Below are 14,592 nucleotides of genomic sequence, written 5' to 3'. Positions count from 1 at the left end.
GTGCGCTCATGAGTGCGGAGTTGTTGTTAAACGTGACACCGAGTGAGACTCGGGTCGCTATGATTGAAGGTGGTGTTCTACAGGAAATCCACATTGAACGTGAAGCTAAACGCGGTATTGTTGGCAATATTTATAAAGGAAAAGTGAGCCGGGTATTACCGGGGATGCAGGCGGCATTTGTTGATATCGGGCTAGATAAAGCGGCTTTTTTACATGCCTCCGATATTGTTCCTCATACTGAATGTGTGTCAGAAAACGAGAAACAGCAGTTTAAAGTTCGTGATATTTCAGAGCTGGTTCGGCAAGGGCAAGATATCGTAGTACAAGTTGTTAAAGATCCACTTGGTACGAAAGGAGCTCGCCTGACCACTGATATTACTCTTCCTTCGCGCTATCTGGTTTATATGCCAGGCGCAAGCCATGTTGGCGTTTCTCAACGGATCGAAAGTGAAAGTGAGCGAGAGCGCTTGAAAAAAGTGGTCGCTCACTATTGCGATGAACATGGCGGCTTTATTATTCGTACCGCAGCCGAAGGCGCAAATGAAAAAGAATTAGCCCAAGATGCCGCTTTCTTAAAGCGCTTGTGGAGCAAAGTGATGGAGCGCCGAGCGAAATATAAAACGCGTTCAACGCTCTATGGTGAGCTAGGGCTTGCACAACGAATTATCAGAGATTTTGTTGGTACAGACTTGACTAAAATTTTAGTCGACTCACGGATTGAATACGATAATCTGATTGAATTTACCTCTGAATTTGTTCCGGAACTGACGGATAAACTGTGTTTGTACGAAGGGGATAAACCTATCTTCGACATGTACGATACCGAAAATGAAATTCAACGCTCATTAGAGCGAAAAGTGGAGTTGAAGTCGGGTGGTTATCTGATCATTGATCAGACCGAAGCCATGACAACGATAGATATTAATACCGGCGCTTTTGTAGGGCGGCGAAACTTAGAAGAAACGATTTTTAATATCAATGTCGAAGCAACGCAAGCTATTGCTCGCCAACTACGACTACGCAATCTTGGTGGGATTATTATTATCGATTTTATCGATATGGCGTCTGATGAACATCGTAAGCGAGTGTTAATTTCTTTAGAAGCCGCATTAAGCAAAGATAGAGTGAAAACCAATATTAATGGGTTTACTCATCTCGGTTTAGTTGAAATGACCCGTAAACGTACCCGAGAAAGTATTGAACATGTGCTCTGTTCTACTTGTCCAACTTGTGAAGGTCGCGGCACAGTGAAAACCGTGGAAACCGTTTGTTTTGAAATTCTGCGTGAAGTAACACGAGTCAATCGTGCTTATGATGCGGATAAGTTTGTGGTATATGCCTCACCTGCAGTGGCTGAAACTTTACAAGGGGATGAGTCCCATTCTCTTGCTGAGCTTGAAGTTTTTATTGGTAAAGAAGTGCGCATTAAAGCGGAATCTTTGTATGTTCAAGAGCAATTTGATGTTGTCATGATGTAAGTAGGATTGTGGGTGATTTCGAGTTTAACTCGCCTTGGGCGGATGGTGTTATGGCTACTGATTAGTGTATTAGTGGTGCTGGCTTTGCTTGTCACCTTGCTACGCGTTCTGTTGCCAGAAATGAATCGTTTCAAAGACGAAATTCAACATTGGGTGAGTGACGGTACTCAAATCCAATGGGTTGTTTCAGATGTGCGTGGCTTTTGGCGCAATACTCACCCTTCGTTGTCATTAGAGGGGGTGCAGGCTAATTTGCCAGACGGAAGTCAGATCCAGTTTCAGGCTCAACGTGTGGATGTGGAATTTGATTTATTACAAAGTCTACTGCAACGTCAGCCTGTGGTTGCCAACCTTATTATCCACCAACTGAACTTAGATATTCGTTCGATTGATTGGTTAGCATTACAGCAAGCGGAATCTAACCCTTCATTTAATAGTCAAGGTGTGATCCTGCAGCGTATAGATAACCTATTTTTACGTCAACTTGATGATTTTTCTATTCAAGATTCTAGGGTTTTTTACCAAACGCTGGCGGGCGATCTGCGCCAGATTGAAATTGAAAAACTCCATTGGCAAAACCAAGAACAACAGCATCGAGCGGAAGGGATCGTTAGTTTAGCCGATAGTGAAATCAATTCATTAAATGTACGGGCCGATTTTCAGGATCATGGTTCATTGCGTGATATCTCAGGCAATTTTTACATCAGTGCTGATCAGTTAAGAGTGCGTCCATGGCTGACTCGATATTTCACCGATGAAGTCGGTATTGAGCGCGGCGTGGTGAGTTTTAATGCTTGGGTGACACTTGAGCATAACCAACCGATTGACGGCTATGTGGAGCTAAAACCCTCGGAAATTTCTTGGCATGGGCAAGAACAGCATGAATTATTATTAGAGTCAGGAATACTCAAACTATCTCCGACAGCGAAGGGATGGCAGGTGAGTGCTCATGCCTTGAATTTACGTACCGATCATACACCTTGGCCTAGCCTTGATGTGGCGTTTGATTGGCAGCCTGATCGTTGGCGAGTTAATGTTTCTCAGTTGGCGCTAGAAACGTTATCCCCCTTTATGACGCTAGTTCCAGAGAAAAATGAACTTCGAACTTGGGTTGCTAAGCTTAACCCACACGGCAGGCTCGAAGATATTCGTATTAGCAAACACATCAATCAACCGATTCATTATTCCGCTAAACTCAATCAAGGAATGATTGATCAATGGGCATTACTGCCGGAAGTTCATCACTTACAAGCTTATATTTCAGGTACGCCAGATCAAGCTGTGATTCATGCTTCATTGATCGATGACACGCTTCCTTATGGGGAAGTTTTTCAAGCTCCTTTATCTGTTCGTCAAGCCGCGCTTGATCTTGTTTGGCAGAACAATGAACAAGGTTGGTCTTTATGGGCGGATAAAATCACTGCCGCTACGCCAGATTTACAAGTATTAGGGGCTTTTCGGCTAGACTTTCCGCATCAAAGCCCACCTTTTCTCTCCTTCTATGCTGAGGCTGATTTATACAATGCCGGTGAAACTTGGCGTTATTTACCCACTTTAGCATTAGGGCAAGAGTTAACCGACTACCTCTCGACCTCAATTCAGGGCGGCAAAGTAAAAACAGCAAAGTTACTTTGGTATGGAGCATTGAATGAATTTCCTTATTCGAAGAACAATGGCGTTTTTCAAGCTTGGGTCGGATTAAAAGAGGCACAATTTAGTTTCGATACGGCTTGGCCAACGATCACCGATTTACAGCTCGATTTACTCTTTGAAAACGATGCCATGTACCTCGACTCACGTTCTGCGACCCTGATGGGAGTGAAAGCTCAGCGGATTGTTGGACAAATAGCGGAACTTGCCAGTGACGGAAAGTTAGAACTAAATGCCACTGTCGAAGGGCAAGGCAATGCCGTACGAGACTATATGACCGCCACGCCATTAGTTGATTCGGTTGGCGCAGCGTTAACAACCATTGAGGTGAATGGTTCGGTAAGTTCTGAGTTTCAACTGAGTATTCCATTTGAGCATACCCGAGATATTCGAGCTTGGGGATGGGCTGATTTAAAGCAGAATCATGTCAATATTCAAACACCCTCGATGACGCTAGAAACCGTATCTGGACGCATCCATTTTGATAATGATAGAGTGACGGCGGCTGGATTATCGGCTCAATTGTTAACCCAGCCGATCTCTTTTGACTTCAAAGGCGAAAGTGCTCAGCAAGGTTATAATGTGGCGATTGATCTGCTTGGTGACTGGGAAACATCGCGGCTTAAACCTTATGTGGGTGAGTCCTGGCTAGCCCCTGTATCTGGCCATGCCGCTTGGCAAATGGGAGTCGATATTCAGCTTAGTGATGTGGGGTTTACTTATCAGATTGATACGCAGGTAAACCTACGCTCGATAACCAGTGACTATCCTTACCCATTCACAAAATCATTCAATACGCCTGGCGTTGCACGTTTACAGGCTTCAGGTAATCAACAAACGATCTCAGCACGGCTACAGCTTCCTGAGGCCAAATATCAAGCAGAAATTGACATCACTCAGTCAATGCCTGAACTGAAGGCAAGTTATCTTTTACTTGGACAAGGTAGCTTTAAGATGAGTCCGGTTGTGGGACATCAGGCTCAAATACGGAGTGAACGGTTCAATGTCGATCAGTGGTTAGCGCTTGTTCAGCAAATATCACCCTCCTCTTCTGGTGCTAGATTGAATTCGATCAATCCCCCACCAATACCATTACCTGAGCGCATCGATGTGCATGTCAAGGAACTCACATTAGGGGAGTTAGAGTGGCATGATGTTGAATTTTCAGCTCGACAAAAAAATCTTGGCTGGCAGGCAGAGATCAATAGCCAAGAAATACAAGGACAGGCCAGCTATATTGAACCTTATGATCTCAGTATTTCGTTGCAACGTTTGCATATTTATCTCCCCCAACTTGAGATGAAACCTAGTGATGGCAGTACCTTGCTCGTGGATAGATTAAAGCAACAAGCGCCGTTAATTTCTGAATTTGATCGTCAATTCCATGCGTTGATGCCCAATTTAACCTTACTGATTGATGACTTTTGGTTACAGGGGTATAAGGTCGGTACGCTTAATATGGATTTTCAACGTCAAGGTGAAACTCTCGCGTGGAAGCGAATTGACATCGTCAGCGGGTCAAACCAAATACATATCAATGGTGAGTGGACACTCACGGAAAACGACAGTCAAACCAGTATGAATTTGGCGATGAAGGGTGAAAATAACAGCGATTTAATGGAGCGGTTCGGAATTACTTCTGGTATCCAAAAAGCTCCATTTGAGATCACTAGCCAGATGCAATGGCAAGGCTCTCCTTGGTCGATGAAGGTTAATACTTTACAAGGTCAATTGGCAACCAAATTAGGTAAAGGGGTGATCTCTAATGTCAGTGGCGCATCTAAGCTACTAGGCATCTTTAGCCTTGATTCGATCATTCGTAAAATGCAGCTAGACTTTAGTGATATTTTTGATAAAGGCATGGCATTTAGCCGCATCACTGGCAGTGGTGAGTTTTCGCAAGGTATTTTTGTCACGAATAACATCAAAATGGATGCGATTGCCGGTGAGATGACGATTAAAGGCATGGCGGACTTAAATACGCGCACGGTCGATGCTGAGGTGAATTTTATTCCAGATATTACCTCCGGACTCCCAGTGATGACCGCTTTTGCCGTTACTCCCGCTACGGCTTTGTATGTGTTGGCGATTACTACGGTTATCTCTCCTGTGGTGGAAGTCTTTACCCAAGTTAATTATCAAGTCATTGGTCCGATTGACTCGCCTACGGTGAAAGAGTTATCGCGCAGTAAAGGGGAGTTTAAGTTGCCAGAAAAACTGAAGAAATAACCGAATAAGGAGTTTAGTATGGCAAGGTTAGGTTTAATACAAATGACCTCAGGCTCATCGGTCAGTGACAATCTTCAGGCGATTGAACGGCAATTAGCCCAGTTAGCGAAACAAAAAGTAACATGGGCGTTCACACCAGAAAACGCCATTCTATTTGGACGACATCTGGATTATCGGCAACAGGCTGAGCCTCTACTTCAAGGGCCTATCCAACAAAAATTGGCAAAGTTGGCGAGACGTTATCAAATGTGGTTTTTGGTGGGTAGCTTGCCTATTCGTCGTCAAAATGGCATCACCAGCAGCTCGATACTGTTTAATCCTCAAGGTGAACGGGTAGCTGATTATGACAAGTTACATCTATTTGATGTGGAGATCGCAGATAGCCATCATCGTTACCGAGAATCGGCCACATTTACGGCTGGTAACCGAGTGGTGGTCGTAGACACACCTCTCGGTATGTTAGGCTTGTCGATCTGTTACGATCTGCGTTTTCCTCAGCTATATTGTCAGCTACGTCAGCAAGGGGCTCAAGTGTTATTGGTGCCTGCCGCCTTTACTGCGGTAACTGGCAAAGCTCACTGGCAAATATTGTTGCAGGCAAGAGCGATAGAAACTCAGTGCTGGGTTATTGCCGTCGGTCAAACGGGCCGTCACCCCTGTGGTCGTGAAACATGGGGACACTCCATGGTTGTCAGCCCATGGGGAGAGGTGATCGCTTCACTTTCTCAAGAGCCCGGATGTTTAGTGGTAGAGATTGATGTCAAGCAGATAGAATCCATTCGCCGTACCATGCCTGTTATGGAACACACACGTTTTTATAATCAATTGATAGAGAAAAAGAATCCGCTATGAGTATTACCCGTATAGAAGAGGCACTACTAACCCCTACCGGCCTCAGTGAACAAGATATTGCTGATACTTTGGCCAGTATCACCACTCGTGACATTGATTATGCAGATATTTATTTTCAGTCCAGTTGGCATGAATCTTTGGTCTTAGAAGACAGCATTATTAAAGATGGCTCGTTTAATATTGATTGTGGGTTAGGCGTCAGAGCGATCAGTGGCGAAAAAACTGGTTTTGCGTACGCTGATCAAATTCAATTAGAGGGTTTAAAGCAGAGTGCAATCGCCGCACGAGGCATTGCTCAGCAAGGAAAAAATGCGCATGTCAAAGCATTTCATCGTACCGAAAATCAGCACTATTATGCAGCCGCTAACCCGTTAGACAGTTGGGAAAAACAGAAAAAAACCGAGTTATTACAGCAGTTAGATGCTTATATCCGTACCAAAGAACCTTTGATTCAAGAGGTATCGATCAGTTTAAGTGGAGTACATGAGCAGATGCTAGTCGCCGCGACTGATGGGACGTATGCGGGTGATACCCGTCCATTAGTACGCCTATCGATTTCGGTACTGGCGACCAAAGGTGAGCGTCGCGAGCGTGGTAGCGCCGGTGGCGGTGGTCGATTTAATTACGATTACTTTCTCAATGAGGAGAATGGTCAGAAAATTGCCTTTGCTTATGCAGATGAAGCCATTCGACAAGCGTTAGTCAATTTAGAGGCGGTTGCCGCTCCGGCAGGAACCATGCCCGTGGTACTTGGTTCTGGCTGGCCGGGGGTTCTACTACATGAAGCTGTCGGACATGGGTTAGAAGGTGATTTCAATCGTAAAGGATCATCGATGTTTGCTGGAAAAATAGGCAAAAAAGTCACCTCAAACCTTTGCACAATTGTTGATGATGGCACGTTAAAAGATCTGCGAGGTTCACTTAACGTTGATGATGAAGGTGTCAATGGACAATATAATGTGTTGATTGAAAATGGTGTACTCAAAGGGTATATGCAAGATAAGTTGAACGCACGTCTTATGGGGGTTGCGCCAACAGGGAATGGTCGCCGTGAATCTTATGCGCACTTGCCGATGCCCCGCATGACCAATACCTATATGTTGCCAGGCCAACATACACCAGAAGAGATCATCGCCAGTGTCAAAAAAGGAATTTACGCCCCTAACTTTGGTGGGGGGCAAGTTGATATTACTTCAGGAAAATTCGTGTTCTCAGCATCAGAAGCTTACCTAATAGAAAACGGTAAGATCACTCAACCAATTAAAGGAGCCACCTTGATAGGATCTGGCATCGAGGCAATGCAGCAAGTTTCTATGGTTGGTAACGATCTGAGCCTTGATCGTGGTGTCGGTGTCTGTGGGAAAGCTGGACAGAGTGTGCCAGTTGGGGTTGGGCAACCGACATTGAAACTCGATGCGTTAACTGTTGGCGGAACGGAATAAGCGATATTGGAGAGAGCCTCATCTATTCCTGACCGAGCGAGAGAAAAGATCGGTAGAAGATCATTTTGCTGGTGGTAATTTATGAGGAACCGTGCGATATTTCGTCGCACAAAAATTTAAGCCTATTTACTTGGAGCCACAGCTATGTCTCATGATGATGACTATCTCTCTGTTGAAGCATTTATTGAAATGCAAAAAGAAGAGACTCGTGAAATTATTCAAGCGCTACTCGATGACGGCAGTGATCCAGAAGCCTTATATGAAATTGAACACCACTTCTTTTCAGAAGACTTCGATAAGTTAGAAAAAGCGGCGGTTGAAGCATTTAAACTTGGCTTTGAAGTACTGGAAGCTGAAGAAGCCGAAGATGAAGAGGGTAATAAGTTACTCTGTTTTGATGCGACCATGTCATCGGTACTAAACCCTCAAGCTATTGATGAACAAGTTGAAAAATTAGTCAATCTGGCCGAAAAATTTGACGTTATTTATGATGGATGGGGAACCTATTACGAAGGTGACGACGCGTTATACGATGAAGAAGATGACGATAACGAAGAATAGTCATTATTAATCAAGGCCTTGCCATACATGGTGAGGCTTTTGCGCTGATACCTCTCTCCGTTAAGCACTCGCTCTAACTCTTAATTACTTTTTATAAATGAAGAGATTTGGTTAACAGATAACCATTAGGATGGTGGGTCATTTGATACTGTTAACCAGCGGAGCCATGCTTAAAAACAGTGGAAAAATGATGTAGGGGCGTCACGCCGACTCACGAATAATGAGCTTTGGTGGAAGGATTAAGCTATAAGGTTCATCGTCTTCTTGTTTCAGTTGATTGATCAATCGTTTTGCGGCTTGTCTTCCCATCTCGCGCGCATTGGAATTAACAAAAGTGAGCGACGGCTCAATCAGTTCTGCTTCTTCAACATCATCAAAGCCGATTACCGATATTTGCTCACCAATAAACTGATCTTTACCGATTGAGCGTCCAGCTCGATGTATGCCATAGACAGCGCCCAGTGCTGTTGATGAATGATGGCAAAGCATTGCGGTGATTTGTGGATGTTCTAACAACAATTGCTGCACGGTTTGTGCTGCAGAGGCTTGGCTTTTCTCACATTCAACGATCCACTCTGATTTAAAGGGTAAACCAAATTGCATCAGAGAAGAACAGTACCCGCCAATACGCTCAGCACGGCACAATGAACTACTTGCGCCACCAACATATGCAATTCTTCGATGACCTTGCTGAATTAGATGTTCTGTCGCAAGTTTAGCAGCGTACATATTGTCTGGGCCTACGTAGTCGATTTGCTTATCCACTGAGGCTCGTGAAATGCATACCATTGGTAGATTATGCTGTCTTAAGTTTTCTGCGTTGAACTGTTGGTTTTCACCCACTGGACAAAATGCGATTCCACCTACGCCTTGGTTTGCCATAGTGAAAATACATTTTTCAAATTTTTCTTGGCTATCACCACTTTGAGCTAAAAATAACATGTAACCTTGTTGCTCTATCTCTTCACTCAATCCTGCAGCGATTTCCGCATAGTAAGGATCGCTGATGTCTTTGAGAATCAGTCCGATAATTTCACTTGAGTTAGAGCGTAAGTTGGCAGCAGTACGGTTGCGGATATAGCCGAGTTCCTCCACCGCAGCGTTGACCTTTTCTATTGTGTCTGAAGATATCCGTCCTTTATTCCCCAGCACCATAGAGACAGTAGTAATTGATACGCCTGCATGCTGAGCAACTTCTGTGATAGTCACTTTTTTGGATAACATAAATTCACTTTATCGATTGAAAAAACGTTTTATCAGTAAACTTTAACCCTATTAGCGTTAACTTGAAAGTCCCACACGGTTTATGTAAAGAGTTATTTAACTGGATCACAGAATGTTGGTAAAACGTTTTATCAAAATTTTTATCTATGTATATTAAGCGCATAAAAATAATACTTAATGTGCACATAATGTGATGTGCATGAGCCCTACAAGCTTTTAAATTTCGGAGACAAACTATGTCTAAAAGTAATAAATCGACGATGTGGGAGTTCTTACAAAGCCTCGGTAAGACCTTCATGTTACCCGTCGCGCTGCTGGCATTCTCAGGCATTCTTCTTGGTGTCGGTAGTTCGTTTTCCAGTTCAGCCATCAAAGAAGCCATTCCATTTTTAGATAATACCCTTTTGCAATACCTGTTTATGTGGATGACTAAAATTGGTCTTGTCGCATTTATCTATTTACCCGTGATGTTTGCGGTTGCGATTCCTCTTGGTTTGGCGCGTGAAGAAAAAGGCGTGGCAGGTTTTGCAGGTTTTGTTGGTTATGCAGCGTTCAATCTAGCGATCAACTTTTTCTTAACCGTAGCAAATGTATTGGATAGTGAAACAGAACGTACAGCTTATGGTGTGAAAAGCATTATCGGCATTGAGTCGATTGATACGGGGATTCTCGGTGCGGTTATCGTTGGTGTGATCGTTGCGAAGCTTCATCAACGCTTTTATACCTTTAGAATGCCTGATGCGCTGGCATTTTTTGGCGGCGCTCGCTTTGTTCCGATCATTTCAGCATTGGTGTTGGGTGTTGTCGGTGTGTTCATCCCATTCGTATGGCCGTATTTTGCTGCGGGTATTAACGGCATCGGTCATGTAATTGAAGGTGCTGGCGATTTCGGTCCAATGCTGTTTGGTACAGGTGAACGTTTACTGCTGCCAATCGGTCTTCATCATATCTTGGTGGCGTTGATTCGATTCACAGAAGCGGGCGGTACAATGGATGTGTGTGGTCAAACGGTGTCTGGCGCGCTAAACATCTTCTACTCTGAATTGTCTTGTCCTGATACGAAGGCGTTTACACCGGAAGTCACGGCATTCTTGTCTCAAGGTAAAATGCCAACTTTCTTAGGTGGTTTACCGGGTGCGGCTCTTGCGATGTATCACTGTGCTCGCCCTGAGAACCGTTCAAAAATTAAAGCGTTGCTTATCTCTGGCGTTGTAGCTTGTGTGGTTGGTGGTATTACTGAGCCGCTTGAATTTTTGTTCCTATTTGTTGCCCCCGTGCTTTACTTCGTCCATGCGATTCTAACGGGTCTAGGTTTTATGATCATGGGCTTACTTGATGTAACCATCGGTAACACAGACGGCAATCTGATTGACTTTTTGGTATTCGGTATCTTGCAAGGCACAGCGACGAAATGGTACTTAGTGCCGTTGGTGGCAGGTGTTTGGTTTGTGGTTTATTACTCGGTGTTTAAGTTTGCGATTACTAAGTTCAACCTAAAAACACCAGGTCGTGAAATCGATACCACGGAAGTAGACAAAGAGCTTGAGGCCGCATTCATCAACGAATCCGGCAAAGGTGCTGCGGTACTGGCAGCACTCGGTGGCAAAGAGAACATTATGGCATTGGATAACTGTATTACTCGTCTTCGTTTGTCTGTTAATGATATGAGTTTGGTTGATGATGCTAAGTTGAAAGCCAACGGCGCGCTAGGTGTAGTGAAGCTTGATGAACACAATCTGCAAGTCGTAATTGGTACGCAAGTTCATCTAGTGAAGAACGAAATGCAAGCCATCATGTCAGCTAGCTAATCATTACTTTGATAGATGCTCCCCCTCGTCACAATCGAAAGAACCCCCAAATGTGATTGTGATGAGGGATCTTAATATTGGAAGATTCGTATGACTCAAAATTTCGATTTTGATACCCCCATTAATCGCACCGGAACTTACTGCACACAATGGGATTATGTTCAAGATAGATTTGGTAAAGCAGGTCTATTACCATTCACGATTTCAGATATGGATTTTGCTGCGCCAGAGCCGGTCATCAATGTGCTTAAACAACGGCTGGAACATCCGGTATTAGGTTATAGTCGCTGGAATCATGATGATTTTAAATCAGCAATTCGCTATTGGTACCAAACTCGTTTTGAATGCGAAATTGATACTCAGCAATTGGTGTACGGCCCATCGGTTATCTATATCGTATCAAAATTGATTGAACAGTGGAGTCAGCCTGGGCAGGGCGTAGTGTTCCATACACCTGCTTATGATGCGTTTGACAAGATGATTGAAGGGCAAGGTCGGACGTGCGTTCGTAGCCAGCTTATCCGGCAGCAAGGTCGATTTGATATTGATTGGTCAGATCTAGAAACAAAGCTTGCTGACGTGAATAACACCGTGCTGCTGTTGTGCAGTCCTCATAATCCAACTGGGCGAGTTTGGTGCCAAAGTGAGCTGGAACAAATGGCTGTACTTTGTGAAAAGTATCGAGTCAAAGTGATTTCCGACGAAATTCATATGGATGTGTGCTTTAAGCGTCATATTCCATACGTGGGATTTGGAAACACGCAAGATTGGGCTGTGGTTACTTCTGCGTCTAAATCATTCAATATTCCCGCATTAAACGGAGCTTATGCGCTGATTGCAGATTCACAAACGCGTGAACGTTATCTGCATAAACTCAAGGAAGTGGATGGACTTTCATCGCCTTCTATCATGGGCGTTCTCGCGACGATGGCGGCTTACCAGCATGGTGAAGCTTGGTTAAATGCGCTCAATAATTATGTATTGGCTAATCATAAATACGTGAAAGAAACGCTACAAAGTACATTTTCTGACGTGATCTATCTGGTGCCAGACGCGACGTATTTGGCGTGGATCGATTTGTCTGTTCTGAATCTAGATATGGTGATGCTTAATCAGGCGTTAATTGAACAATTCAATGTCGCTATTATGTCTGGTGACGTTTATGGCGATTCAGGTAAAGGTTACCTCAGACTCAATCTAGGTTGCCCAAAAAGCAAAGTCGAGCAGGGTATTTCCGCCTTGATTCAAGCCATCAAATTGCAGCGATAAATCGATCGTGGCAGTGTTTGAGAAATGGCTACTTAAACATAGAGTCTGTTATTTAAAACTGTGTTGTAGAAGAAATAGAGTTTCAAACTATTTGGTATCGGCCATGCTAAACATCAAGTTTAAGCTCATATTTGGCTAGTGGTATGCTGGTGTTTTTTCTATACGATAAATACCAGCGACTTGGCTGGTATTTTTGATCTAGATCATGTATACATGGCGAAAACAGATTAACCTTGATAACCATTATGCAACTTTCTCTTGCCGGATTTTGGCAGCTTTCTCCCTTGACCGATTTATCTATTCCACAGCAGGATCTCTGTTTTCCTGCACCACTTAGTTCAGTTTTACCTGAATCACTTGATGAATCTATTATTGCAGCACAAGAATGGCATTTAATGCACGATATTGAGGTTGATGAGCAATTGCTGCGTTATCCTGCGATCGATCTGGTGCTAGAAGGGATCGATTATCATGCAGAGGTGCGGTTGAATGGGGTGGCTCTGTTTGATTGCGATGGTACTCAGGCAATCTATAAAAAAGAAATTCGCTCTTTGCTTAATCTAGGTAGAAATCGGGTCGAAATTCTATTTCTTTATCCAGAAGAAGAATCGTTGATTGATCATGATGAGGTGGAGCAGTGTGTATTAGGTGAGTTAATACCCCAGCGTTACGACGAGCGAATGGGAATATGGCGTGCGCCTTATTTACAATGCATTCGTCATGTTCGGCTTGAACACATTACCACTGAGCAAATTTGGCATCATGGTGGAGGATGTGAACTACTGATTCGCTTATTTTTTACATCGTATGCGGCTGGGTTGATTTCTGCAGTGGTCAAGTTTGATCATATGACTTATCAGTTACCGATTGATGTTCGTAGTGATTGTGTGAGTGCGCTATTTCAAGTTGAGGCTCCCAAGATTTATCGGCCTGAGAACCCTGATTCTGCTGCGCTTTATACCATCAATGTTGAGTTAGATGGACAAAAAGTAGCGCTGAAATTAGGTTTAAATGAGCACCTTTGTGTCACTCACTTTCCTTTATAATCCTTGATGATTAATGGGCACAGCCCCAATGATTTTGCTCTGAACTTTTGGCCTGTGGATGCATACTTTGCCACAATCTTTCGTGGAAATAGTAAGCGCAGGTATTAAAGCTAGGTTCAATCATCGCCATCACGCCACCAACTAACCAACTGCCAGTTAATAGGTAAGCAATACTAAAGGCAACACTGAAGTGAATCACAGCGAAGCTGGCGGTTTTTAGCTGTGGCTTACTTGCATATCGTAGTAAGAATGGATGTTTGGTCCATGCTTTTTCGTGGAAATAAAAAGCAACGGTGTTCACCATCGGCTCTAACATTGCAATTAAACTTCCGAGGATAATGTCGCCAGTTAGGATGTAAGCGATAGTGAAAGCGATGGTAAAGTGTATAGCAGCAAAGCTTAATGTCTTTTTCATAATGTCTACTCGCTCCGTTTCTTTTTGATGTAATCATTATTGATAATTATTCTCAAAAAGAAAAGGGGAATTGAACAATTAATTTGATAGGTAATAACGAACAAAAAAAGGCGCATGAAGCGCCGAGGTATTATCTATCCTTGTGGTTTGACAACCAGCACATTGATGGGTGAGTGTTCAACCACTTTGCTGGCCACAGACCCCAGCATCACTTTATCCATGCGTGAACGTTTATGGCTCGGCATAATAATCAAGTCGGCGTGAAGTTTAGCGGCATGTTCCAGAATGGTCGCGTATGGTTTTCCTTCTGCGACATGCAGTTGATATTCAACGTCAGAGGCAACATTTTGCTGAGCAAATTGTGCCAACCTTTCTCGCACATCCTGCTTCATTTTTACTGCAGCATCACGGGGAAAGTAAGTGGCCACCATCGACATATGAATACCAGGTAAAACGGTTAATAGGTGTAGTTTAGCGCCACTTTGTTGGGCGTGCCATACGGCGAGTTGGGTTGCTTTATCTGCAAAGCCCTGCTCATTTAAATCGACAGGAACCAAGATATGGTGATACATAATTCATTATCTCTGTGTTAGTACTGATGAAAACTATACCCAAGCG

11 protein-coding genes are annotated in these 14,592 nt (G+C 43.7%); 8 read left to right on the top strand and 3 right to left on the bottom strand.

Features of this window, described 5'->3' with window-relative positions; genetic code table 11:
* Positions 1 to 8 precede the first annotated feature (8 nt).
* The 5 genes from rng to rraB all read left to right on the top strand — a co-directional run bounded on the left by rng (position 9) and on the right by rraB (position 8,212).
* Positions 9 to 1,478, top strand: a complete 1,470-nt coding sequence (gene rng, locus FKN05_RS07890; protein WP_099611693.1) for a ribonuclease G — start codon at positions 9 to 11, stop codon at positions 1,476 to 1,478.
* 12 nt (positions 1,479 to 1,490) lie between these two features.
* Positions 1,491 to 5,357, top strand: coding sequence for a YhdP family protein (locus FKN05_RS07885; RefSeq protein ID WP_099611694.1), 3,867 nt, complete (start codon positions 1,491 to 1,493; stop codon positions 5,355 to 5,357).
* Positions 5,358 to 5,375: 18 nt separating this feature from the next.
* A complete protein-coding gene (locus FKN05_RS07880; protein ID WP_170887196.1) occupies positions 5,376 to 6,209 on the top strand; it encodes a carbon-nitrogen hydrolase family protein in 834 nt (277 codons plus the stop codon).
* Positions 6,206 to 7,651, top strand: coding sequence for a metalloprotease TldD (tldD, locus tag FKN05_RS07875; RefSeq protein ID WP_099611696.1), 1,446 nt, complete (start codon positions 6,206 to 6,208; stop codon positions 7,649 to 7,651). Before FKN05_RS07880 ends, tldD begins: the two co-directional genes overlap by 4 nt.
* Positions 7,652 to 7,795: 144 nt before the next feature.
* Entirely contained in the window at positions 7,796 to 8,212 is a 417-nt protein-coding gene (gene rraB / locus FKN05_RS07870; RefSeq protein ID WP_161427129.1) for a ribonuclease E inhibitor RraB, read from the top strand.
* A 201-nt stretch (positions 8,213 to 8,413) separates the two neighbouring features.
* On the opposite strand, the gene FKN05_RS07865 is transcribed toward rraB, so the two are convergent.
* Complete coding sequence (locus FKN05_RS07865) at positions 8,414 to 9,436, bottom strand: Mal regulon transcriptional regulator MalI (protein WP_099611698.1); 1,023 nt, start codon at positions 9,434 to 9,436, stop codon at positions 8,414 to 8,416.
* 236 nt (positions 9,437 to 9,672) lie between these two features.
* On the opposite strand from FKN05_RS07865, the gene malX reads away from it, so the two are divergent.
* From malX to FKN05_RS07850, 3 genes are all read left to right on the top strand, one after another.
* The gene (gene malX / locus FKN05_RS07860; RefSeq protein ID WP_099611699.1) at positions 9,673 to 11,244 is read left to right on the top strand and encodes a maltose/glucose-specific PTS transporter subunit IIBC; all 1,572 of its coding nucleotides are present in this window, start codon (positions 9,673 to 9,675) and stop codon (positions 11,242 to 11,244) included.
* Positions 11,245 to 11,334: 90 nt separating this feature from the next.
* Complete coding sequence (locus FKN05_RS07855; RefSeq protein ID WP_161427127.1) at positions 11,335 to 12,513, top strand: MalY/PatB family protein; 1,179 nt, start codon at positions 11,335 to 11,337, stop codon at positions 12,511 to 12,513.
* 245 nt (positions 12,514 to 12,758) lie between these two features.
* A complete protein-coding gene (locus FKN05_RS07850) occupies positions 12,759 to 13,559 on the top strand; it encodes a glycosyl hydrolase 2 galactose-binding domain-containing protein (RefSeq protein WP_161427126.1) in 801 nt (266 codons plus the stop codon).
* Positions 13,560 to 13,569: 10 nt separating this feature from the next.
* Here FKN05_RS07850 and FKN05_RS07845 read toward each other — a convergent pair whose 3' ends face one another.
* Both FKN05_RS07845 and FKN05_RS07840 read right to left on the bottom strand, forming a co-directional pair.
* Entirely contained in the window at positions 13,570 to 13,974 is a 405-nt protein-coding gene (locus FKN05_RS07845) for a DUF2061 domain-containing protein (protein ID WP_099611702.1), read from the bottom strand.
* A 134-nt stretch (positions 13,975 to 14,108) separates the two neighbouring features.
* On the bottom strand, positions 14,109 to 14,546 hold the full coding sequence (locus FKN05_RS07840) for a universal stress protein (RefSeq protein WP_170887195.1): 438 nt from the start codon (positions 14,544 to 14,546) through the stop codon (positions 14,109 to 14,111).
* Between the last annotated feature and the right edge of the window lie 46 nt (positions 14,547 to 14,592).

The organism is Vibrio sp. 1-1(7), from assembly GCF_013048485.1.
In the GTDB taxonomy this organism is placed as follows: Bacteria; Pseudomonadota; Gammaproteobacteria; order Enterobacterales; family Vibrionaceae; genus Vibrio; species Vibrio fujianensis.
Note: the sequence above shows the minus strand (reverse complement) of the source record. Positions and strands in the feature narration are given on the sequence as shown.

Excerpts from the sequence above, each read along its gene's own strand:
- rng (WP_099611693.1), top strand. The coding sequence starts at position 9 with ATGAGTGCGGAGTTGTTGTTAAACGTGACACCGAGTGAGACTCGGGTC.
- FKN05_RS07880 (WP_170887196.1), top strand. The coding sequence starts at position 5,376 with ATGGCAAGGTTAGGTTTAATACAAATGACCTCAGGCTCATCGGTCAGT.
- tldD (WP_099611696.1), top strand. The coding sequence starts at position 6,206 with ATGAGTATTACCCGTATAGAAGAGGCACTACTAACCCCTACCGGCCTC.
- rraB (WP_161427129.1), top strand. The coding sequence starts at position 7,796 with ATGTCTCATGATGATGACTATCTCTCTGTTGAAGCATTTATTGAAATG.
- FKN05_RS07865 (WP_099611698.1), bottom strand. The coding sequence starts at position 9,436 with ATGTTATCCAAAAAAGTGACTATCACAGAAGTTGCTCAGCATGCAGGC.
- malX (WP_099611699.1), top strand. The coding sequence starts at position 9,673 with ATGTCTAAAAGTAATAAATCGACGATGTGGGAGTTCTTACAAAGCCTC.
- FKN05_RS07855 (WP_161427127.1), top strand. The coding sequence starts at position 11,335 with ATGACTCAAAATTTCGATTTTGATACCCCCATTAATCGCACCGGAACT.
- FKN05_RS07850 (WP_161427126.1), top strand. The coding sequence starts at position 12,759 with ATGCAACTTTCTCTTGCCGGATTTTGGCAGCTTTCTCCCTTGACCGAT.
- FKN05_RS07845 (WP_099611702.1), bottom strand. The coding sequence starts at position 13,974 with ATGAAAAAGACATTAAGCTTTGCTGCTATACACTTTACCATCGCTTTC.
- FKN05_RS07840 (WP_170887195.1), bottom strand. The coding sequence starts at position 14,546 with ATGTATCACCATATCTTGGTTCCTGTCGATTTAAATGAGCAGGGCTTT.